Origin of the sequence: Dyadobacter sp. 3J3 (assembly GCF_009801115.1) — a bacterium.
Classification (GTDB): Bacteria; Bacteroidota; Bacteroidia; order Cytophagales; family Spirosomataceae; genus Dyadobacter.
Map to the genome: position 1 here is coordinate 179,998 of NZ_VTOL01000001.1, position 23,228 is coordinate 203,225.

17 protein-coding genes are annotated in these 23,228 nt (G+C 39.5%); 6 read left to right on the top strand and 11 right to left on the bottom strand.

Annotated features, from left to right (window positions below; translation table 11 throughout):
* Positions 1-277: 277 nt before the first annotated feature.
* From FZF08_RS00800 to FZF08_RS00830, 7 genes are all read right to left on the bottom strand, one after another.
* On the bottom strand, positions 278-904 hold the full coding sequence (locus tag FZF08_RS00800) for an SCO family protein (protein ID WP_159466724.1): 627 nt from the start codon (positions 902-904) through the stop codon (positions 278-280).
* On the bottom strand, positions 901-1,377 hold the full coding sequence (locus FZF08_RS00805; RefSeq protein WP_159466725.1) for a viral A-type inclusion protein: 477 nt from the start codon (positions 1,375-1,377) through the stop codon (positions 901-903). The genes FZF08_RS00800 and FZF08_RS00805 overlap by 4 nt, the downstream gene beginning before the upstream one ends.
* A 113-nt stretch (positions 1,378-1,490) precedes the next feature.
* Complete coding sequence (locus FZF08_RS00810) at positions 1,491-1,832, bottom strand: hypothetical protein (RefSeq protein WP_229216369.1); 342 nt, start codon at positions 1,830-1,832, stop codon at positions 1,491-1,493.
* Between the two features lie 54 nt (positions 1,833-1,886).
* Positions 1,887-3,026, bottom strand: coding sequence for a cytochrome-c peroxidase (locus FZF08_RS00815; protein ID WP_229216370.1), 1,140 nt, complete (start codon positions 3,024-3,026; stop codon positions 1,887-1,889).
* Positions 3,027-3,062: 36 nt separating this feature from the next.
* A complete protein-coding gene (locus FZF08_RS00820) occupies positions 3,063-3,902 on the bottom strand; it encodes an MbnP family protein (protein ID WP_159466727.1) in 840 nt (279 codons plus the stop codon).
* A gap of 283 nt (positions 3,903-4,185) precedes the next feature.
* Complete coding sequence (locus tag FZF08_RS00825; protein WP_229216371.1) at positions 4,186-5,310, bottom strand: cytochrome-c peroxidase; 1,125 nt, start codon at positions 5,308-5,310, stop codon at positions 4,186-4,188.
* Between the two features lie 123 nt (positions 5,311-5,433).
* Positions 5,434-5,796: a hypothetical protein gene (locus tag FZF08_RS00830; RefSeq protein ID WP_229216372.1), complete on the bottom strand. Its 363-nt coding sequence runs from the start codon at positions 5,794-5,796 to the stop codon at positions 5,434-5,436.
* 290 nt (positions 5,797-6,086) lie between these two features.
* Between FZF08_RS00830 and FZF08_RS00835 the strand changes: the two genes are divergently transcribed.
* From FZF08_RS00835 to FZF08_RS00855, 5 genes are all read left to right on the top strand, one after another.
* Positions 6,087-6,647 (top strand): RNA polymerase sigma factor, encoded by a 561-nt coding sequence (locus FZF08_RS00835; RefSeq protein WP_159466728.1) that lies wholly within the window; start codon positions 6,087-6,089, stop codon positions 6,645-6,647.
* Positions 6,648-6,693: 46 nt separating this feature from the next.
* Positions 6,694-7,881: a FecR family protein gene (locus tag FZF08_RS00840; RefSeq protein WP_159466729.1), complete on the top strand. Its 1,188-nt coding sequence runs from the start codon at positions 6,694-6,696 to the stop codon at positions 7,879-7,881.
* 203 nt (positions 7,882-8,084) lie between these two features.
* Positions 8,085-11,027, top strand: a complete 2,943-nt coding sequence (locus FZF08_RS00845) for a TonB-dependent receptor (RefSeq protein WP_159466730.1) — start codon at positions 8,085-8,087, stop codon at positions 11,025-11,027.
* 111 nt (positions 11,028-11,138) lie between these two features.
* On the top strand, positions 11,139-13,973 hold the full coding sequence (locus tag FZF08_RS00850; RefSeq protein ID WP_159466731.1) for a PQQ-dependent sugar dehydrogenase: 2,835 nt from the start codon (positions 11,139-11,141) through the stop codon (positions 13,971-13,973).
* A gap of 38 nt (positions 13,974-14,011) precedes the next feature.
* Complete coding sequence (locus FZF08_RS00855) at positions 14,012-14,947, top strand: sugar phosphate isomerase/epimerase (protein WP_159466732.1); 936 nt, start codon at positions 14,012-14,014, stop codon at positions 14,945-14,947.
* 406 nt (positions 14,948-15,353) lie between these two features.
* Here FZF08_RS00855 and FZF08_RS00860 read toward each other — a convergent pair whose 3' ends face one another.
* Both FZF08_RS00860 and FZF08_RS00865 read right to left on the bottom strand, forming a co-directional pair.
* Complete coding sequence (locus FZF08_RS00860; RefSeq protein ID WP_159466733.1) at positions 15,354-17,051, bottom strand: hypothetical protein; 1,698 nt, start codon at positions 17,049-17,051, stop codon at positions 15,354-15,356.
* A 676-nt stretch (positions 17,052-17,727) separates the two neighbouring features.
* On the bottom strand, positions 17,728-19,047 hold the full coding sequence (locus FZF08_RS00865) for a gluconate:H+ symporter (protein WP_159466734.1): 1,320 nt from the start codon (positions 19,045-19,047) through the stop codon (positions 17,728-17,730).
* A 93-nt stretch (positions 19,048-19,140) separates the two neighbouring features.
* Between FZF08_RS00865 and FZF08_RS00870 the strand changes: the two genes are divergently transcribed.
* Entirely contained in the window at positions 19,141-19,974 is an 834-nt protein-coding gene (locus FZF08_RS00870) for a hypothetical protein (protein ID WP_159466735.1), read from the top strand.
* A 121-nt stretch (positions 19,975-20,095) separates the two neighbouring features.
* Here the strand turns inward: FZF08_RS00870 and FZF08_RS00875 are convergent, their stop codons facing one another.
* Positions 20,096-21,832, bottom strand: a complete 1,737-nt coding sequence (locus tag FZF08_RS00875) for an alpha-L-arabinofuranosidase (protein WP_159466736.1) — start codon at positions 21,830-21,832, stop codon at positions 20,096-20,098.
* A 109-nt stretch (positions 21,833-21,941) separates the two neighbouring features.
* On the bottom strand, positions 21,942-23,225 hold the full coding sequence (locus tag FZF08_RS00880) for a hypothetical protein (RefSeq protein WP_159466737.1): 1,284 nt from the start codon (positions 23,223-23,225) through the stop codon (positions 21,942-21,944).
* Between the last annotated feature and the right edge of the window lie 3 nt (positions 23,226-23,228).

Consider the following 23,228-nt stretch of genomic DNA (forward strand, 5'->3'; position numbering starts at 1 on the left):
ACAACGCTACAAAAGCAGTGCCAGATTTAGTAACTATACCAAATATTTACCATTATTCGAAAACCGCTTAAACGGCATTCATCTTAAACCAACAACATTGGTTTTGTTATAGTTCTTAAAAATCAGCAAATGAATGTCCAGAACTTTAAATCTTGCATTTTTCTACTTAACACACAGCCGGATTTACTTGATTATTGAATAAAACAAAGAAAAAAATAAGCGGACAAAGGAATAAAACAATTCCATCGCCCGCTTAAATAGTATTAAAATATTGCTTTTATTCTTTTAACAACGTCGCCAGATCTTTGATCAGTTTTGCTGTTCCATCCTTTGTCGTGCCATCATACATTCCACGGATATGCCGGTCTTTATCAACCAAAACAAATGCGCCGCTGTGAATATAACCGCCAGCCTGGGAAGAATCTTCCAGCGCACTTACCATATAATGCTTCTGTCCGATGTCATAGATTTTTTCTTTATCACCGGTCACAAACTGCCACATTTTTCCGGTCACACCCAGATCCGTTGCATATTTTTTTAATACTTCCGGCGTATCATGCTCGGGATCAATTGTATGCGACAGGATTTTTACATCCGGATTATCCTTATATTCCTCGTACACGGTTAACATATTCTTCTTCATCACCGGACAAATGGTCGGACAGGTTACAAAAAAGAAATCGGCAACATAAACTTTACCCTTGAAATCCTTATCGCTAACAATTTCCTTATCCTCGTTAATAAAAGAAAAATCCGGGATGGTTGGATATACCGTCTGCTCCGTTTCCTTTCCATCCACAACTTTTTTTGTAACTTCCGGTTCTCCGTAAAAAGGTAATTTTTTCGTTTCGCAACTGCTGAAAAGTACCACCAGGGCAACAAAGCCCACTTTATATAATTTCATTTTATTTTAGTTTTTCCAATAAACTGATTTGCATCCGACAGGCTTTTATTCATTTTCTCACGAACGCATTCTATTTTCTTCTTTTGATCTGCCACGTAAGAAGCTGCCTGAGTTTTGTCCAGTTTTTCCAGTGTATCAAATTTAAATTCGTGCATCCAGTTCATCATCGCCTTATCCGTACTATCGAGCTGAGACGTAAGTTTCAAAGCTTCTTCTTTACGCAATTTCAGTGCTTCGGTGGATTTCAGAGCCAAAAGACTATCTGTGCTTTTCATATCATTTTTAAGCTGTTTTTTCAAATCCATCAGCTTGTCCATATGCGGCATAATGCTGTCATGAATCGCGAGCATCGCCTGTGTTTGATCATTTAAAGGAACTTCCATGTCGTGGTGATGTCCTTCTTTTGTTTCATTTGCTTTATTACAGCTATATAATGAAGTAATTGTCAGCGCAATGATTAGGTATTTTTTCATTTATAATTCGTATTTATTTTAAAACAGACCTAAACTTTAATCAACAAACGCAGGACCGCAGCCACTAAACTACGCCATGATTTTATTCTCAAAAATCATAAATCCTGATAGCGTTAAGAAAATTTGGGCGGCCTTAATATTCGAAATTCAGGTGAAGTATAGCGAGTTAATTGATATTGAAAACAGGCCGTTTCAGATTGGAGCAAGTCACTGCAGACAAATGCAAACTGTGTTTCAATTTGTGTAAAAAGTTGAAAAAGCGGCAAATTCTGAAGTCTTTGTGCTGTTTCCTTATCTTCCTGCTCCTTCTGCTGTTTCAGGATTTTTGCGAGGTAACATTTTCCATAACACATCGCCAGGGGCTGTTCGCGATTTTCACAAAGTGTTCTTGCGATAAATTCCTGATTCAAACGAAAATAAACGATCGTCCCCCACGGACTGATTGTGGGAAGCATGATTGAAAAAAGCAATAAGCCGGCTAGAAACGAACGCATGAAATGAGAAATCAATTAAAAAGTATTACCAATGCCAGGGTCTGAAAGTTGGGCGTTATTGATGAACTGATCATCACTTAATGTTTTCAAAAAGAGGATGATACTCTGTTTTTCAGCAGCAGTCAGAGCGATTCCTACTTTTCCGTTTGGAAGTTTAAAAGTATCATCAAGTGTCGCCATCGACTGCATGTTATCCGTATAATGCGTAAGCACCTGATCCAGTGTCACAAAACGTCCGTCATGCATGTAAGGAGCTGTAAGCCCAACATTTCTAAGACTGGGCACTTTGAATTTATAACGGTCGCTTTCAATTTTCGTAATGCCGTAACGTCCCTGATCGTCGATTTTTATTGGAGGCAAACCATTGTTCCGATAGCTGTAATCTGTAAATAAAGCTCCGCTATGACACGAAGAACAATGTTGTTGAAAAAGTGTCAATCCCGTTTTTTCAGCAGCCGTCAATGCTGCGGCGTCCCCGAGCACATAATAATCGTACTTCGAAGTGGCAGACACCATCGTCATCATAAATTGTGATAATGCCTTTCTGACTCTTTCCGATGTAATTTCCGTAGTTCCGTAGGCAGCCTTAAACATTTTTGGATAATCAACCTGAACCTTTTGGGTGGCAATTGGTGTAGCTTTGAGTTTCACCAGAATATCGTCCATCGTTTCGTCCATTTCCACTTTATTTTGGATAGGAAAAAGAGAAACCGAATCGAGCACATGCACATTTCCATCCCAGAAAAACGAAGTATTCCAGGCCATATTCTGAACGGTTGGAGCATTACGGGTTCCTAACTGATCATCCACACCGTGGCTCAATTCGTGTCCGTGATGTGTAAACGCCGTGGCCTGCTGGTGACAAGTCCCGCAGCCGATGATATTGGTTCGGGATAAAATGCCGTCGTAAAACAAATATTTTCCTAACAAAGCACCTTCAACCGTCAGCGGGTTTTTGGTAAGATCATAAACAGGATCAGGAAAATTTGCAGGCTTCACCCACCGCAAAGGCGTTGGCGCTGTTGGTTCCGGAATGGGATCGGTTGGCGTATCCTTTGATTTGGGTGAACAGGAAATATTCAGTTGCATAACAATAGCCAACGTACAAAAAAGTGTGCTGAACTTTTGTAATACAAGGAATAAGGAACGCGTCATATAATGTTGTTCAACTTTCAATTTTTAAGAATAAGCTTATTGTGCAGAAATATTTGGAGTAATTTCTCCAAAACTAAACATGGATTTATAATTATTGGCCGCGTTTGAGGAGAGCGTAAAATCAAACATGATGCTTGGATTTTTTGCTATACTGATAGGCACCGGCCCGTTAAAAACCTTTTGCACATCACCAATCAGTCGAACTTGCGGAACATTTTCGCTGGACACAATTGCTTTATTTCCTCCAAAATCGAGCTTCACGGTTTTGATATTATTTACGGTTTTGGAATCATAGCCTCCAAAAAAGCCGATGTGATAGTAAAATTTGTTGTTGGCTGATCCTGCTTTTGCCGAAACTCCTTCCAATTTCAAAAAGATATATCCCGAACTCCACGCCCAGTACATACCGCCATCTTCCGGATCGCCAGACGGATCCAGCGCACCAACTCGTTTATCAATTCCTGAAACACTGCGCAAACTATCCACTCCGATAATATATTCCACACCGGTATAATTCCCTTCGGGCAACTGTTTTAATGTTACAATCTGAGATTTCGGATCCGATTCACGGATCAGGAAATAACTGGAATCCTGTGGAATTGTGTAGGTTTTACCATCATCTCGAACCAATTTTATGTTTGAAATAAAGTAGTTTAAGGTAGAAACGGTAAAGTCCTCACCGGAGCTGTTTGTGTATTTGGTACTATCCAATTTCAAATCCTGGGTACCAGATACATTGTCAAATTTCAATGTCAGTTTGCCTGTTCCTGCTACCAGGTCCGGATTATCGGTAACGTCATTTGAATCATCATTACAGGCAACAATGGAAACCGCGCAGATGAATGAAAGCAGGGATAAATAAATCAGTTTTTTCATATTAGCTACAAATATTACGGTGCGTTGCACCTTGGATTAGCGATGTGTTATGGTCTTTTCTACAAGTATTAGTGTGCTCTGCACCTTGCATTAAATTCTGATTTGACAAATATTCTTAATCTGAATAAGGCGCAGAGCGTCGAAATATTTGTAGTAAGGCAAAAAAACAAATTATAATAAAGGTGCAGCGCACCGCAATCATTTAAATATATCTCCTATTTGAAAACGGCTAAACAAATGAATTAAATATAAATCCAGCCCCGAATACACCATTAATTTTATGTTAAAACGCAGACACTTTCGGAGCTGCAAGCGTTGGATTGATTAAAAACTTTTCATCATCCAGACTTTTAAGAAATGCAATCACTTTTTTCTTTTCTTCCTTCGAAAGTTTTATCCCGGTTTTGCCATTTTCCTGTATCAAAATCGGATCCAGCGTTTCCGATTTTATCACATTTTCCGAATAATGGTCCATCACTTCCTCCAGCGTTTTAAACCTGCCATCGTGCATATACGGCGCTGTAAAGCCAATATTTCTCAAACCCGGAACCTTGAATTTGTATTTATCCTTGTTAAGTCTTGTCACGTCAAATCGTCCGGTGTCGTCTGTTTTCAATGGTTTCAATCCATTATTTTTAAAACTATAATTGGTAAATAATTCACCGGCATGGCAGGTTGCACAGTTCTTTCTAAAAATCACCAATCCTTCTTTTTGATCAATATTTAAAGCATTATCATTTCCTGCAACATACTGATCATAAGGAGAATCGACTGAAACCATCGTAACCATAAACTGCGACAACGCTTTCATCATTCTTATTGAATTAATTTCATTCGTTCCAAAAGCCGCTTTGAACATTTCAGGATAATTGACTGAATTTTTGCCCCGTGTTTTTTTTATTTTGGTAATGACATTGTTTACACTTTCACCCATTTCAACCGGATTTTGAACTGGATTAAAAGGAACAAAATCAAGATCATGAACACCGCCGTCCCAAAAAAACACAGGATTCCAGGCCATATTCTGAATAGCCGGAGAATTGCGCTTGCTAAGCTGACCATGAATTCCCAGACTAAAACTTTGTCCCTGATGTGAAAAGGCCGCTTTTTGAATATGGCAACTTCCGCAGCTTATCTGATTGGTTTTGGACAAAACCGGATCATAAAAAAGTGTTTTTCCCAAAGCAACGCCTTCAACGGTCAATGGATTTTTTGACAAATTATAAACCGGATCAGGAAAATTCGCAGGTTTTTCCCATTTCAAAGGTGTTGGTTTCCAGGCTTCTGTTTTCGAGTTTTCATTGGTGTGGCAATTAAAAAGCAAAAAAGGCAAAATCATCGTCAGTACCTGGTGAAAAATCCTGGTATGACGGGCAAATCGTAAAACTTTTAGGACTGTTGATTCCACAGTTTAGCGGGTTGCGGCTAATTCAGTACCGCATTCAGGTAAAGTATATAGTAATTGAAGAATACAGAAATATTCAGACGGATTAAACCAATCGTAAACAGATACTGCGTAAAAATAAATCACTTAAACAAGTGGCGGATGGAAAATATCGGATGCCGGATTATGGGCGGTAAGCGAAGGATGGAATTGATATTGAACAAAAGAACGGAGTTTAAACGGATTTTGCAAAGGACTAAAAATCAACATTTTATTATCCATAACCTGATATAGGAGATGAGACAAATAATCGTTTTCCGCTTGTCGCTCCTCTTTTTCTCTGGCTTCTTTTACTTTTTTGGTAAGGTAACATTTACCGTTACACAAAAGAATCGGTCTGTCGCGGTTAACACATAAATTGGCGACGATGTAATCTTTGCGAACTTCAAAATCCAGATATAACAGCGGTAGCACCCATGCTTTTATCAGCATCAGTGTGAGCAAGCTCATGGCTATCCATTGTTTTTTTGAACTTTTCAATTCTTTAAAGCATAATTTGACCTTCAACAATTCGAAGAACACAAATATAAACACGAAAGCTTCATAACGATAAGCCGAAGCAGGATATTTCAGATTTTAAATTTCAAAACTGTGCTTTAAGAATTGCAACGAAATGCTGGATTTCAACGAACTTAATGTTGAAAGGACATTACTTTGTCATAAATTTTAATTGTAATTTTATATAAAATATCGTAGGATTGCATAACCTAAATTTAACCGGCACCGCTCTTAAACCTTCAATGCCCAATCCTATCGACTCAAATCAGGATGATTCTGAACTATGGAGTGCTTTTCGCGCCGGAGATGATGTAGCGTTTGGAAAAATTGCAAAACAATATTACCGGAGCCTTTTTGGTTACGGCGTCAAGTTTTCAAAAGACCGAGAGTTTGTAAAGGATTGCATACAGGATCTTTTTATGGAATTGTGGGCAAAACGGGAAACAATTGGTGATACCGCTTTTGTAAAATTTTATCTTCTCAAATCCCTTCGCAGGAAAATTCATCGCGAAAGTTTGAAACAACCCTGGCTCACGGACGACGACGATCTTGATTTTGATGCTGAAAACCTTGGTGAAAATTCTATTGAGCAGCAAATCATTGACATAGAAACCAGTGAAGCCTTGCTAAAAATGCTCAATCAGCAAATCAATCTATTGACCAAACGCCAGCAGGAAATTATTTATCTCCGCTTTTTCGAAAGTCTGGATAATGAGTCCATCGCTCAGGTTATGTCCATTTCAAAACAGGCCGTTGCCAATCTCCTCTACCGCACCATACAAGAATTGAAAGATCGTTTGTAACCTAAAACTGTCAAAAATTTCGATTTCAAACTTTTTTCAAAAAAAAGTGAAATTTTTTGATTATTTCATGTTAGCCGCTGCCTATGTATTAATAGAAGCCAATAATAACATGAATCAATACCACGAATATAGTCTTGAAGATTTTGTGCTGGACGCCCGCTTTCAGGAGTGGGTCCGATACAGACGTGCTCATGATGTTACTTTTTGGGAACAATACCAAAAAGAGAATCCCGCGCAAGTTGGGGAAATGACGCGTGCACAAACATTATTGCAAAGTGTTTATAAAAATTACGAAACGCATCTTGACGATAACGAGATCGATTTTGAAATTCAGGAACTGCTGAGCAAAGTGCGCGCAACTAAAACAGAACGTATTTCCGAAGAAACGAAAAATCCGGAATCGGAAAGTATCATCAATATATTCAGTCGTAATTCAATATTCTGGGCTGCTGCAACCCTTGTTTTGATGCTCGGTTTGGGTTGGTTATATCAGCATAATCAAGTGGCCCAAAGCAGTTACGATAGGTTGACCGACGGAAAATCATTAAAGGAAGAAAAAAATGAAACAAAGTCGTCAAAAATTATTTCGCTTTCAGACGGCAGTCAAATTACACTGACTCCAAATTCTAAAATCAGTTTCCCTGAAAAATTTCTGGTAGAAAAACGGGAGGTTTATTTATCCGGACAAGCTTTCTTCCATGTTTCAAAAGATCCGAAAAGACCATTTCTTGTGTATGCCAATGCGCTGGTCACCAAAGTTTTGGGAACGAGTTTTACCATCAATGCACAAAACCGGGCTATAAAAACGACAGTTGAAGTAAAGGAAGGAAAAGTTTCTGTTTTTCGGCAAGCCGATTTTACGGATTCAAAAAACCAAAAAGCGTTGCAATCAAAAGGAATGGTATTGACTGCGAATCAGAAAATGGTGTATGAGAACGAAACCAGCAATATGCTTAAAACGATTAGCGACAATCCTGAAATTGTTTCAACCGTAAGTTCCACAACTTTTAATTTCATAAACACACCCGCCTCAGAAGTTTTGACAGATATGGAAAACGCCTACCAGGTTGATATCATATTTGACAAAGAACTGCTGCGCGGCTGTCCTGTTACAGCGTCTCTTTCAAAACAATCGATGATTGAAAAACTTGATATTATCTGTGAAGTTATTGAAGCCCGCTATGAAATGCTGGACGGGAAGATCGTCGTATATAGTAGAGGTTGCAGAAATTAAACTAAAATATTCTTTTAAACCCTATCTCAACATTTATGTAAAAAACGAAGTATTATTAAAAAAAAGAGTCGGATAATGCTACCAACATCTCCGACCCTCGTTAAATCCCCCAAGTTGCTTTCGGAACCAACATGACATCCTTCGCAAAAAGGATGCAGGGGATCGTTTTACCAAATCTAACCTCAATAAAACATTTCAAATGTATGAAAGAAGCGTGTAATTTTCAAGTTATTCTAAGAGCCATGCGTATCTCGCTCTATCAGGTTATTATTGCAATATGGGCTTTGGGTAACGCCAATGCGACGGAAGGAAATGCCCAGACGTTATTAAGTAAGAAAATCAGTGTAAACCTGAATAATAAAGAAGTTGAAAATGTACTTCAAAATATTGAAAAACAGATTAGCGGAAAGTTTGTTTTCAGCAGCAAAATTATCAGAGGAGAACGCAAAATAAACGTAAGCGTTAAAGACCAGCCGCTATATAAAGTACTTGACGAAACACTGAAACCGCTTGACCTAAGTTACAGAGTTACTGAAAATCTGATCATTATCAGCAGGACTTCAAAGGATGGAGCGCAATCTCTTTCTTCTGTCAAAAGCAAAGCGCCCAATTTTACCGTTTCAGGAAAAATCAAAGATAGTAAAGGTGAAACGCTGGGTGGTGTTACAGTGCTTTTGAATTATAAAAGTAATGGCGTCGTAACGGATATCAACGGTGCGTTTTCATTTGTAGATATTCCTGAAGGAAGTTACACGCTGACAATTAGTAGTATTGGATTTACTAGTGTCAAAAAAGAAATCCAGGTAATCGGTGGCGATTTACAGGTTGATGTAGAATTAAAAGACGATATACTTCAATTGCAGGAAATTGTTGTAACAGGCGGAAATCCTAAAAAGAAAATCGAAAGCAGCGTTGCAATTACGACGATCAATAATAAAGATATCCAAACAAGAGCGCCGCTGAACAGCACGGATCTTTTGAAAGCAATTCCAGGTTTGACCGTAGAAAGTACAGGTGGCGACGGACCGGGAAATGTTTGGGTTCGCGGGTTTCCTCAGCAGGGTGGTTACATATTCCTTGGGATTATGGAAGACGGATTACCAGTTTTGCCGACGGGTTACAATTCACTTCCTTCTGTGGATCAATATTATAAGACAGATTTAACCATACGTAATATTGAAGCTGTAAGAGGTGGAAATGCTTCGATCGTTATGGCTAATACGCCGGGTGCAGTTATAAATAATCTAAGTTACACGGGTGCTGAGAAAACCTACGGCAAGTTTAAAGCAACTACCGGATTATCTCAGGGGTTATATCGTTTGGACGGCAACGTGGGTGGAAAAGTAAACAGCAACATCCGTTATAACATTGGTGGTTTTTACAGAACTGATAAGGGAATTGTTTCTCCGGGTTATACTGCCAATCAGGGTGGACAGCTGAAAGGAAACATGACGTATAACTTCAAAAACCAGAAAGGATTTGTTCGGGTCTATGGAAAATATCTTAACGATAAAGTACAATGGATGCTTACCAGTTATTACCCTTATGACGGCACAGGAAAACCTACGAAAAGCAGTTCATTTGATATGGTAAGTCAGTCTTTGGCAACTATTGATACAAAATTTAGTTACAAAAGCGCTGATGGCGTAACCAGAAATTATGATATGTCTGACGGAATGCATACAAAGCAAGGCCAAGGTGGTTTCCAGTTTAATTACACAACAGATCAAGGTTGGGAAATTAATAACAACTTCCGTTACCAGCATACCAACATGAACGTTACGGCCGGAATTCCTGCCAGTAATGTAGCGTACAATGGAACTACACAATACTATTATCTTGATGGAACTGCTGCTTCATTACAAGCGGGCGACAGACTTGTCAATGTTACAGGTGTAACCCAACAATTAAAAGATGTTCAGATTATCGATTATGTTGATTTCAAAAGAAATATGAATAATCACAGTCTGACTTTTGGCGGAGGTATTCATCAGTACAACAGAAATGACGGACCTAATTACAATTTCTCTTATGTTCAGGAATTTAAAGAACGTGCAAGACGACTGATAACGTCACCAACCGCGGCACAAATTACACCGCTTACTTTGGGAACTGTTATCGGAAATACAAGAACAGTATCTGCTTATGCTTCGGATGAAATTACTTTGAATCCAAAATGGAGACTTGATTTGGGAGCAAGAATTGACAACCAGAATGTGGATGGAAAACGTCCGTTTTATGGATACAAAGCAGATGGAACACCAGATTATACAAAGGCATCTACATTAATTATTGCTGATTATACGAAATACTCGATCACCACAACCAACTGGGCAGCAACGGCCGGTTTGAATTACAAGATCAATAACCAGGCTGCGTTGTTTGCAAGAGCAACCCGTGCTTACAACGCACCAAACATTGCAGATTATAACGCAACAGCATATGATCCTGCCAAAATCAAAAAACGTCCGGTTTATCTCGCTGAGCTTGGTTACAAATATGCCAAGAACAATTTCTCTCTTTTTGCATCAGGAAGTTATTCGGCGATCAAGAATGTGTCACTTTCCATCACTGTTCCAACGGTATCTTCCGGCAACCAGACGCTTCTTGCTTTTGGATCTACCAGAACTTTTAGTGCCGAATTTGAAGCATCTTACAAAGTTACCAAATCGCTTAATCTGCGCTTGACAGGAACAATACAGGATTCCAAGTACACCGATTATTCGGCGAGCACAAACACCAACTCAGCTATTGTTGCGATTCTGGGTGATACTACGTACAGTTTTACAGGAAAAAGAACAGAACGTGTGCCGGTTCTTAATACGGAATTGTCTGCTACTTACGATTACAAAAAATTCAACATTTATCTGGCAGGAAGTTATATCGGAAGCCGTTTTACAGCGCCTAGCGATAGCTACAAACTACCTGCTTATGCTTTAATGAAAGGTGGAGCTGGTTATAGTTTCACAAAAAATATCAATGCAAGATTCTGGGTAGACAATTTGCTTAATGCCAGAGTACTTACCGAAGGGGATGTACGCGGCGATCAGTTCCGTAACTTCTCAGCAGTGGAAAAAGGAACAATGATGGCAGGGCGGACTCTTTTGCCAAGAAGCTTCTGGCTTTCACTCGCCTACGAATTTTAATTTGATGGATGGAAAGAAGAGTGTCGAATAGAAATATTCGACATCTCTTCGCTTTTAACTAATTTTTCTTAAAATATTATTATATTTCAAGGTATTTATTAACCTAACTATATGATTGATCCATCCGCAGCTTATCCACGACTATTACAAATTTCAAAAATCTCATTAAAGATTATCTCTCTGGCCTTTCTGGCCGCCTTTACAACGCAGGACAGTCAGCCTAAACCAGATGAAAGCAGGTTCACACCCGTTGTAATCGCTGATAACCTGGACGAACCCATGGTTTTCGAAGTCCTGAAAGACGGTTCTGCTTACATTATTGAAAGAAAAGGTGCATTGAAAAAATATAATGCAGCCACCAAATCTACAGATTTAATCGCCACCATCCCGGTCAACACCAAATATACCAGTGCAGAAGGTGTTGTGAGAGAAGCGGAAGAAGGTCTGATGGGTTTTACAATGGATCCGAATTATGAAAAAAATCACTGGATTTATTTGTACTACGCTCATCCAACTGAGAAAAAACACATTCTGACCCGTTGGGAAATCAAAGAGGAGCAATTGGTTGAAAGTTCCAAAAAAGTAGTTTTGGAAGTAGAAACGCAACGCGAAGTATGTTGCCATACCGGCGGTGGGATGACCTGGGACAAAGCAGGAAATCTATTTCTGACCGTTGGAAACAACACCGGAAATCAAAAGGCCGCACAAACCGACGAACGTGAAGGAAGAAGCAGCTGGGATGATCAGGGACACGCCGGAAATACAAACGATTTGAGAGGAAAAATTCTTAGAATCCATCCGGAAGCAGACGGAACTTACACCATTCCGGAAGGGAATCTTTATCCAAAAGGAACGGCCAAAACCAGACCCGAAATTTATTCCATGGGACACAGAAATCCATGGAGGATCTCGGTGGACAGCAAAACAAATTATGTTTATTGGGGAGAAGTCGGACCGGATGCAAACGAAGATTCGGAAATCGGGCCGAGAGGTTATGACGAAATGAACCAGGCCAGAAAACCGGGAAATTTTGGCTGGCCATGGTTTGTGGCCGATAATCAGGCTTTTCCGGTATATGATTATGCTGCCAATAAGCCTTTGGAGAAAAAAGATCCGCTGCATTTGGTCAATAATTCTCCGAACAATACAGGATTAAAAGATTTGATGCCAACGGCTCCAAACTTTATTTATTATCCATACGGTGTTTCTGAAAAGTTTCCGTTGGTAGGTTCAGGATCAAGAAGTGCCACGGGTGGACCGGTTTATCACAAATCTGATTTTGTAAATCCTAAACGTCCATGGCCTGCTTATTACGAAAACAAATGGATCGCTGCTGATTTTTCAAGGGGCTGGATTATGGCCATCAGCATGAAAGAAAACGGTGATTATGATTCGATGGAGCGCGTACTTCCCTCCTATCACCCGGTTCAGCCAATTGATATAAAATTTGGCCCGGACGGCGATTTGTATATTCTTGAATACGGTAGCAACTGGTTTAGAAAAAGTGATAATTCACGTTTGATCCGGATTGAATATAACGGAGGAAACAGAAAACCGATCGTTCAGGTTTCTACGGATAAAAAAGGAGGAACAGTACCTTTCAAAGCAAATTTATCTTCCGAAGGAACGAAGGATTTTGACGGTGATGCTTTAAAATACAGCTGGAAAATAACAGGCAACGGTGTTGCTCCAAGAACTTTTGCTACTGCAAATCCGATGGTTTCATTTGACAAATCAGGCGTTTATACGGCAAGTCTGACCGTGACGGATTCCAAAGGCGCAAGCAATTCACAATCCATTAAAATAGTTGCCGGAAATGAACCTCCGCAGGTTTCCATCGATCTTCCGGGAAACAAAACATTCTTCTTTTCCGGCAAACCGATCGCTTATGCGGTCAATGTTAACGACAAAGAAGATGGCAGTTTGACGGACGGAAAAATCAAACCATCACAAGTCGCTGTGAGTATCGATTATACGTCGGAAGGATTTGATTATGCCGAAGTTACGCAAAGTCAGCGCAGCGTGGATGCTTCCACACAATTTGCAGTTGCCCAGATTTTAATGAGCAAAAGTGATTGTAAAGTTTGTCATCAACCTAATACAAAATCCGTTGGACCTTCATTTGCGGATGTTTCCAATAAGTACAAAGGCCAGTCCGGAGCACTGGAAAAACTCGTTAAAAAAGTTCGTGAAGGCGGTTCTGGGGTTTGGGGAGAAGTGGCTATGGCGGCTCATCCGGCTCTTCCCGTTGCAGACGCGGAAGTGATTGTCAAATACATTTTGAACAGTACCGATAAAACGCTCAGCACGCTTCCTGTCAAAGGAGAATACAAGCCGGAAATCCCGAAAGGTGATGACGGGAAAGGTTCTGTCATTATCCGGGCAGCATTTACAGACCGTGCGGTGACAGGAGCTAAAACAATTCCGGCCCAAACTTCCGAAGAAATGATCGTGTTGCGCAGTCCGGAAATGAATGCAGCAGAAGCTCCCATTGTAAAAGGTGCAGAACTAAAAGCATTGGGCGTAGCCGGATTGGGTTTCAGTGTAGTTGCTTTTAACGGAAGTTATCTTGGATTCAAACAGATAGATCTGGCAGGTATCAACAAACTTGAATTAAACGCTTCGGCACAAAGAAGAGAAGGCAGTGTCGGCGGAACTGTTGAGGTAAGACTTGACTCTCCGACTGGTCCGGTTGTCGGAACGGAAAAAGTTGAAATCGCACCCGAAGTTGACGTTGCCAAAGTAATGGCAGAAATGGAAAGCGAGAAAAAGAATGCCAAACCCGGCGAAGTCGCAAAGCCAAGGAATCCGTTTGCCAGACCGCCGGTTAAAATTAAAATCAAGGATACAGAGGGCAAGCATGATATCTATATTGTCTTTAAAAATGATTCTGCAAAAGCGATTGAACCTCTGTTATCTTTTTCAAAAATTAAATTTCAGCAGTAAGCTGAAAGATCAAATATTAATTTTCTAATTTATCTTGTATGCATAATAACAGAAGAAATTTTCTAAAAAAAGCTGCTGCACTTACCGCGGGCAGCCTTGCTATACCATACTTATCAAATGCCTCAGGTTTGTCCGATTTATTTGCAGCTGAAAAGCCGGTTGGTATCCAGTTGTTTACAGTCTTTGAAAAAATGAATAATGATCCGAAAGCAACGCTTGAAAAAATTGCTTCCATTGGATATAAGGAAATTGAATCCGCTTTCAGCACAAGGGGCGGTTATTATGGATACAAGCCAAAAGAATTCAAAAAAATTGTGGAAGATCTGGGCATGAAATGGCGCGCACATCATGCCTTAGGCGCTCCTTTCAAAATGCCAAAAGGTGGTAAAATGCCCGTGGGTGCTGACGGGAAACCAATTACAATTCCAACCATGATGAATCTTCGTGACAATTATCAACAATTGGTTGATGACGCAGCTGAAGGAGGATTGAAATATCTCGTATGTGCAAGCACGCCCGTGAGTACTATGGACGAGGTTAAAAACTCTATTGAAGTATTTCAAAAAACAGGAGAAGCCAGTAAAAAAGCCGGAATCGGTTTTGCTTATCATAACCACGCAACTGAATTTGATCCTGTGGAAGGAGGTAAAACGGCGTACGAACTTGTACTTTCTCAAACCGATAAAGACCTGGTAAAAATGGAACTTGACCTGGCCTGGGCAACAAAGGCTGGAAAAGATCCTGTGGCTTTGTTTAAAGAACATCCCGGCCGTTTCCCGTTGTGGCATGTAAAGGATATCAAAAAAGATTTGCAGACTATTACCGAAGTTGGAACCGGTGTGGTAGAATTCCAGAGAATTTTTGAGGCAGCCAAGATTGCCGGTCTGCAATATTTCTTTGTTGAATACGACCTTGCCCCTACTTTTGACACGGTTGAATTGTGTTACAAAAACCTGAAAAAAGTGATCGGATAACATCTTCTGAAATTCCCTGTCAGGTATAAATCTGAAAAGACCATCTCAAAATCATTTGGGATGGTCTTTTTCATTAGTAAAAAACGGATCTATAAATTACAATTTGTACCTCCGAAGAAAGGGTAGCTCTGATTATAAAATCTACGCTCTATATTGATTTAAATTAATTTCATAAAAGCCAGGCGTCAGCACAATCATGTTATGCAGCTTTCATAACCTAGTTAATTTTGGTAAGCAAGGCCATAACAGACTGGTTAGTAACATGAAACAAATACCTATCAGCTGATTTGTATCCGATAGTCGAAATTCTGCAACCATTCATACATAAAATAGCTAGCGGTTTGTTTGATACAGGGATAGTAAAACGGCCTGTAAAGTAAAATCCCAAAATACCAGGCTCAGCATTTTATCCTTTAAGTTTATAATTAACCATTCGAATTTTCTCTACTTCGGTAGGACAAAAAACGGCTATATTATATTCAACTCCTTTATCCAAATGTCTCTTAAAGTCCTGTTCTAACGTAAATCCGCCTTTAAAATAACTCCCGGTTGTGAGCATATTAAGTCTGCCGTTCCTGGCAGGATTAGCTGCAAAAAGCATTATATTTTTTTTATTGTAAACAACTACATAAATGCCACTATGCAAGTTTGAGATGGATGGATACTCATCAGAATAGACCGACAAGGATTTTACAGCCGTGCCTGCGGAGTCAATATTTTCTGTGATTTTTATATTATTATTAATCCTCGCCTTTCTGAGTGACTCGTAGTTTAATTCGTTAAAGACTTCCTTAAAAGTGTATACAGGATTCTTACTGGATTTAATCATATCGCTCAAAACCTTGCTTGCGCCTTCGTAGTAAGAAGTTTGCCAATAAATAATCCAATGATTATTTACATTATAGTTGTACAGGCCCGACAAAAATACGGATTTGTAATTGGCCATTTTTTGGTAATTGGTATAATAACTCAATACGAGTAAAATCAGACTTGCGGCTCCAAAAAATAAACCTGTAAATACTTTCTTTTTAAAAAACATCAGGCAATAAAGGTATACCATGATGAATACAATCATTGAATATATTTTATATCTGCTTGATAAAGTATTCATCGATTCACCCGAGGTTCTCGAATATGCCATTGCAAGTGAGGTTACCCCAATGAAGATTACCATACCGATCCAGAGCAGTTTTGGGTTATTTTCTTTGGCATTATTTCCGGACCTTATCTGTAAAATAAATTGATAGACTCCATACAAAATAAAACCTGTAAAAGCCGCGCCTAACAAAATTGCAGGCATATTCTCTTTGATAAGAGGCGTATTTACGTTCTCCATAAAATCAAATATACCCCCAATAAAACCGAACAAGTTGTAAAGTAAATACGCTGGCTTTTGAAAATGAGTGGCAAAACTAAATGCATTTGTAGCGCTTGATGCCCTGAAATCGTTAAAATAAAGCAGTATGGCCAGGGAAGCCATTCCAGTCCAAATCATCAGATTTTTATATCTTTTCTGATAGATAAGGACAACAGCCCCTGCTAAATAACAAAACATTCCATTCCCAAATGAAAAAGTAGCGACAAGTGCACAGACCGAAGCAACCAAAAATCCCATTCTGGGCTGATAAACAAGTAAATATAACGTCAGCAACCCCAGAAAACATACAGGCATATACACAGTGCTCGCACCGGCCCAGATATTACCTTCATACATGATCGGACTGAAAAGTATGAGCGTTACAGGTATGAGATAGTACATTGAATGACCTGTTTTCTTCAATATTTTACCAAAAAGCACGGTAAGCCCAACGAGAAATAAATTGCCTATTACAATGACAATAATGAAACTTACATTTCCTGTAATCCAGTAAGATATTAATGCTGCAAATCTCGAATATAAGATCCGGTGCTCTACCCATTGCTCGGTAAGCAACCGGAAGCGCTCATTCCAACCTGCTGCATCCTGGAATTGCTGAGTAAATGACATCAAACAGAAAAGATCATCACCATTTGGTATATCAACAGAATTTTTGATGATCAGTATAAAGTAAGATAATATCAGTATTGATATGATCAGTAATGACAATATTCTATGAATCTTCATTCCGGAGATTTTAAGAGTATCTTTCGAAAAGATACCAAGTTTGATATTGAGTCCTCTTATTTAATAAAAAACCCTTCGTGATATTGGTTTTAAATAAAGAAAAAATGATTTACTTAAAACTACAAATACCTGTATGTCAAATAATTAAAAAAATATACGACTTGAATATTTGATTTTCATGCTGAATCTTATACTTTTTTTGCTATGTACATAACTAATTCCCCAATGCTCAAAATCTGTAAAAGAATATTGATTTTACAAGGAAATGGCAAAGCCAATCTCAGATTGTGCTCAAAAAAGAAACTTCATTAAGTGTAGCGTATAGTAGTATTTAAGCCTCAATTACTGTAATTGAAGTATTCCGTAGTAGCACGAATTAAATTATCAGCCCTTATATTTTTTTAAAAATTCAATCGATAAAATACTGAATTAAGTTGTTTGGAAAAGAATCATCAAAAGAAGACAAAGGAATACCGCAACAGGGGGAAAACTTTTTAGCTTGAATAAATAAGACATTCATAATTTTTTTGGGAGAGGTTAGAAAACAATTTTAAATTCAATTTAGACAATTTCTATTGAATAGTCGACTAAAATTAACAAATATTGGATTTCTATTTTAATTTCAAGACATTCTTTTTGCTTTGCTTTCGATCGTTGCGCGAATTCTTTCAATGAGTCAAAATGCATTCAGAAACCAATGAAGTGCCATGACACCCGCCAATCCGGTTACCGAAACCAAAGTTTCCATAACGGACCACGTTTTGAGCGTGTCTACCATTGACAACTGAAAATATTCCCGGAAGAGCCAGAAACCTGTATCATTTACGTGAGAAAACATCATACTACCGGCACCAATACTTAAAACCATCAGGTTCGGATCCACACCGGTTGAAATAAGCAATGGAGCCATAAAGCCGGCGGTCGTTATGCCGGAAACAGTTGACGAACCTACGCAAACGCGGATAAGCGCAGCCATTCCCCAACCCAAAACATAGGGGTGCAATGTTGAATGTTCCATCATATCGGCAATCGACTGATTTACACCTCCATCCGTTAAAACCTGCTTAAAAGCACCTGCACCGCCGAAAATAAGGAAAAGCATGGCTACATCCTTAACAGCATCGGTTAAAAGATTTGTTACTTCCTGCATAGATTTCCCTTGCCGCAAACCAAGGGTAAAAGAGGCCACAAGCACAGCAAGAAACATGCTTATGACAGGTTCACCCGTAAAAAGCAATGTTTTTTTGATCCACGAATCTGTTAAAAAAGGAGTGATGACCGCGCTGGCAGCAATTAAAACCAACGGTAGTAGCAGCGAAAAAAAACTTATGAAGGTTGAAGGTGTTTTATCATATTTAAGGTCCGGGGCAATGAATGCAGGATTGGGAAGTGTTGTATACTTTTTTAATGTTGATCCAAAAAATGCTCCCGATACTAATATGGCGGGTATAGCAACGATGATCCCGTAAAAAAGCGTCGTGCCCATGGATGCATTGAATTGTTTCAAAATGGCCAAGGGAGCCGGATGAGGCGGTAAATAGCCCTGAGTTACAGACAAAGATGCCAACATAGGTAGACCGATATACAGCGCTGGCAATTTGTAACGATAGGCAACAGTGATGACAACAGGCGTCAATAACATAAATCCGACTGAATAGAATAACGGCAAACCTACAATGAACCCGGTAATCATAAAGGCCCACCGTGCGTTGGAAGTCCCTACAAATTCGATTAATTTGAAAGCAATTCGTTCAGCGGCACCGCTTTGAGCGACCAATTTACCCAGCATAGCTCCCAGCGCAATGATGGCTGTAATCGATCCTAAGGTACCGCCGATTCCTTTTTGAATAGAATCAACAATATCCAAACCCGTAAGTCCGAGCGCTAAACCGACACCCACCGTAACAGCCAGAAAAGACAAAAAAGTATTTAACCGGACAATCGAGATGAGCACAATTAAGGCCAAAATACCAATGAGTGTAATCGCTAATGACATTCTTTTCGTTCAGGTTGAAATATCAGTTGATCGGTTTTAAGTAAATAACAAGCTGGTAAAGACTTAATCTACTTACTACATTATCGAAAACATATGAACATTGTCACACCTGATTTTATCAAAAAAATTCTCATTAGCGCAATACTCTTAATTACCTCACTAATACCGATCAGCATCTGTGCCCAGGATTCAAAATTAAAAGGTCAGTGGATTAGTTTTGACAAAGAACTTGTAGAGATTAGCGATACGCTTAGTTCAGCGTCCAATAATATGCTTTCGAATGAAATGCTGGTAAAAGGTCGCTATAATCTTTCGGTATATGGCGATACACTCAGCTTTCAATGGAGGTACACCAGCTCACGGACAAACTTTCGTGTTCAGTATATTGATCGTTACGATCTTAAAATTATTTCTGTCAATGATTCGATTCTAGTGTTAAAACCGGCTTCTGATTTTTCAAAAAAGCTTTTTCAGAACAAATCCATTTTGACATTGAAAAAACGACAATATCTGGTGGATAATAAAATTAAATTTGAAAAAATAGTGTTCCAATCGTCACTTGGAGGTTCAATATTAGTGTTCCAGATTGATAATAAAAAAAATATTTATCTTGAAAATAATCCATCTGGTTATAGTTCTCCCGGCTGGCCAAAAAAGGGTTATTACACAGGCACATTAACTGATAGCCTGTACAACAAGTTAAATATGCTTCTTAAAAACTGTAATTTATGGAATTTACGTTTCAATGATTCCAGCGGAGCCGACGGTGTCATGTACACGATGGTCATTTACTTTAATGGAGAAAAACGATACTTAAAAGCCATGTTCCCTCCCAGAATTGCGGATGACCTTATATTGTTTCTAGCGTTTTTACCTAAAAAAACAGAGCTGACAGCTACTGATGAAAAAAGAAATCTTGATTGGTAAGTTTTATCTTTAACAATTAGAATTGTTTTCTATTCGTCCGACGGTAAAAAAACGTCGGACGAAGCATCCCGTCGGATGGCTTTTTTCGCCATCCGACGGGTAAGAAAACAATTTGTAAACCTTATTTCCCAACAACGACACTCACCATTCCCCTCGCAGGAACCGTCACTTTGATACCATTTTTAGTCAAAGCTGATTTCGCTTTTAAAGTTGCATAATCTGTGGGACCACCTGCTATGCCAGTCGGTGCAGAACCATTGATGATCACTTTTCTGGAAAATTCTCCATTGTCATTACTTCCTTCCAGACTATACCAATAAAAACGGTCGCCTTTTTTAAGATTGTCAAACTTTACCTCGACCGTCTGTACAGAAGCTGAAATATTGATAAGTGACACATTGGCTTCTCCCGATGCAAACGTGGATGCGTACGATTTAATAGCTGTGTTTCCTGTTTGCACCGTAGATTTCACAAGTCTGTCACCCATATTTTTTTGAAGAAAATAAAGATAATAAAATGAAGGTCTGGGTGTCCATTTTGCAACATTTGGCTCGTTTCCATCACTAAAAAGCCCGTGGTCATCCCCTTCCGCCCAATAATTCAGCAGGTCCCACCGGGCTGCCAAACCATATTTATTTAAAAGTGATTCGCCTACAACAAGTGCAGCAAAAACACCGCTCACATTGGAAACCTGTTGTTTCGAGCTTTTTGCCCACATGTTCCACTCCGTCATCGCAATTGGTTTGACTGCTGCACCATTTGCATTTATCGTTTGGGTAACATAATTCATCATTTTCGCAGGCTGAGAAAGCGCAGCACCCAGCACGACCGCGGCCGTTGAATTCTCTTCGTACGGCGTAAAATAATTGTGGACAATATAAAAATCCGGCTGATTATTTGCTTCCGGAAGCATTCCCTGATTCCATGTTTTAACGGTATTGGTTTGCCAGGATTCAGGCACTGATTCATACATCACCGCACCTATACTTATTTTTGCCCCCACTTCCGCCGCAGCTTTCCGCATCGAATCGGCAAAGACTTTAAAGTGCTGAGCATATAGTTTTCCCGTTAAATATTCCGGCTGTCCGTCTTTGTTTTTCGAAAGGTCAATCCGGTATCCCCATTCCCAATCGCCATAATTTTCATTTCCAATTTCCCAGTATTGCGTCCGTCCTTTATCATAACGTACCCAATCTGCGGCCAGATGTGCAGCAGTCGCCACCGGATCCGCACTTGTACCATAACGGGCATACCCGTAATTCATCGTCAAAACGCCTTTACTGTTGCTCTGGCTTAACATATCGTAATAATTATCCAGTGAAGCGCGCCAGTTGTCATTTGTTTTTCCAAAACCATAACCCGGCTCTTTCTTCACATTATCTTTGTCAGTAAGCAGAAGTGGCGCATCGGCCGGTAAACCGCCGGGCTTTGCATTCCAAAAATAAACATCACTTCCACTACCGGCAGGAAAACGGATAATATTGGGTTTCAGATTGGTGATATGGTTCATAAAAACAGGCTCTGTGACCATCGGCGTCATCCAGGTATTGGCGTTATGTCCAAAACTGGTCAGCGGGATTTTTGTGATAACTTCCGAAGCATCCACAGTAACGGTCACAGCTCCTGATGCAGGAATGTCAGATTCCGTAAAACCAGGAATTTGAAAAGTTTTTGGCAGCCATGTATCCAAAAACAACCCCATGGTTTTTGCAGTTTCCGGATCTTTCGCAGGCTTAATCTCCTGCTCTGTTGTTTCCTGATCACCAGAAATTACATCTGTACTTTTACAGGAAAAAGTAACAAGCATTATCCATATCATCAGAACGATACGGGAAAAATATTGCTTTGTAACCAGCATAATAAATTCAGTTTAATCCAGCAATTAAAATTTGGTAAGGGCGTAGGAATAGTGTGAATAAAAGGTAATCGCATACCTTTTATTCACTTATTGACAAGGTAAAGGTTTGTTATCTGAGACCGATGTGATCAAGGTAAACAGAGCCTGACCAGCCGGTTTCCTGGAACATTAATTCTGTAATTGTTGCAGGATTTCCAAGGTCTGATTTACTAAGTTTGTATTCCGTCCATACGCCTTCTTTTAAAACGATTGAATAGGGACTTCCTGTGTTGGCAACCACATTCAGTTTCATTCCATCCGTACCGGCCAAACCATAAACTGAAAAAGTTATCTCTGAATAATTGGTGGTAGCAACACTTGCACCAGCAAATTTTAATGCGCCCCAGGCACCAGTGAAAGTCATTTTTGCAGCATCATTACCATCGCGAACATTGGCAGTACTGGCAAAATCCGCCGTACTTCCCCACCCCCAGTTTGACCAGCCATTTATTATGGCATCTTCATAAATCGCGTATTTCAAAGGAGCAAGATCAGGCAAATCGCCAACGAATTTTAAAGCATCAGCGGATTCTATGGTGATGCCGGAATATGCTATGAGTGTAACTATTCCTTTATTCGCAGTTTTAGGAATTTTCAAAACCAGCTGCGTCGTGGTTTTTGACACAAATTCAGTAATTGGTGCTGTCAGACCTTTTAATAAAACCCCTTGTACCAGGTCCAGATTTGTACCGGTTATGGTCAGTTCTTTTTCTCTTTCAGCCGGATTTGGTGCTATCGATTTCAGCATAGGCAAAGCAATCACCAGATCCTTTTCCGTTTCAATGGTCAATGGTTCTGTACCACCTGCTGAAAAAATCAACGGGCCGGTTTGCGCTCCAAAAGGCACCGTTACGACCAATTCGTTCAAAGTTTGGCTGACGAACTGGATTACCGCCGTGTCTTTTGCAAAACGCACTTCTTTGATCCAGTTTAGATATTGACCTTTGATGGTAATATTTTCTCCCGGACGTGCTGATTCGGGTACTGACTCAATTTTTACGGCAACCTCAAAACTTAAAATTGTTTTCGACACAATATCTCCCGACGCAGTTTTCAAAGTAACCGTTCCTTCCGATGTCTCATTTGGTACAACCAAAACAATCAATTCAGAAGATTGACTTACAAAAGCAGAACTTGGCACGCTTGCATTTTTCAGTTCGATGGCTGTAACCTGATCAAGATTAGTCCCGATAAAACTGATCTGATCACCGGGCTTTACACCGGACGGACCAAAACTTAAAAGCTGCACTTCATCAGTTTTAACGACTTCATTTTCGTTGCAGGCTGTCAAAATACAGACAAACAGGATCATGGAGAGGATTGAAAAAATCCTCTTGGTATCTATTTTTTTCATGTT

Coding starts and splice junctions, on each gene's coding strand:
- FZF08_RS00850 (WP_159466731.1), top strand. CDS start 11,139: ATGATTGATCCATCCGCAGCTTATCCACGACTATTACAAATTTCAAAA.
- FZF08_RS00880 (WP_159466737.1), bottom strand. CDS start 23,225: ATGAAAAAAATAGATACCAAGAGGATTTTTTCAATCCTCTCCATGATC.
- FZF08_RS00810 (WP_229216369.1), bottom strand. CDS start 1,832: ATGCTTCCCACAATCAGTCCGTGGGGGACGATCGTTTATTTTCGTTTG.
- FZF08_RS00870 (WP_159466735.1), top strand. CDS start 19,141: ATGAACATTGTCACACCTGATTTTATCAAAAAAATTCTCATTAGCGCA.
- FZF08_RS00815 (WP_229216370.1), bottom strand. CDS start 3,026: ATGACGCGTTCCTTATTCCTTGTATTACAAAAGTTCAGCACACTTTTT.
- FZF08_RS00860 (WP_159466733.1), bottom strand. CDS start 17,051: ATGAAGATTCATAGAATATTGTCATTACTGATCATATCAATACTGATA.
- FZF08_RS00855 (WP_159466732.1), top strand. CDS start 14,012: ATGCATAATAACAGAAGAAATTTTCTAAAAAAAGCTGCTGCACTTACC.
- FZF08_RS00830 (WP_229216372.1), bottom strand. CDS start 5,796: ATGAGCTTGCTCACACTGATGCTGATAAAAGCATGGGTGCTACCGCTG.
- FZF08_RS00865 (WP_159466734.1), bottom strand. CDS start 19,047: ATGTCATTAGCGATTACACTCATTGGTATTTTGGCCTTAATTGTGCTC.
- FZF08_RS00805 (WP_159466725.1), bottom strand. CDS start 1,377: ATGAAAAAATACCTAATCATTGCGCTGACAATTACTTCATTATATAGC.
- FZF08_RS00875 (WP_159466736.1), bottom strand. CDS start 21,832: ATGCTGGTTACAAAGCAATATTTTTCCCGTATCGTTCTGATGATATGG.
- FZF08_RS00820 (WP_159466727.1), bottom strand. CDS start 3,902: ATGAAAAAACTGATTTATTTATCCCTGCTTTCATTCATCTGCGCGGTT.
- FZF08_RS00845 (WP_159466730.1), top strand. CDS start 8,085: ATGAAAGAAGCGTGTAATTTTCAAGTTATTCTAAGAGCCATGCGTATC.
- FZF08_RS00835 (WP_159466728.1), top strand. CDS start 6,087: ATGCCCAATCCTATCGACTCAAATCAGGATGATTCTGAACTATGGAGT.
- FZF08_RS00800 (WP_159466724.1), bottom strand. CDS start 904: ATGAAATTATATAAAGTGGGCTTTGTTGCCCTGGTGGTACTTTTCAGC.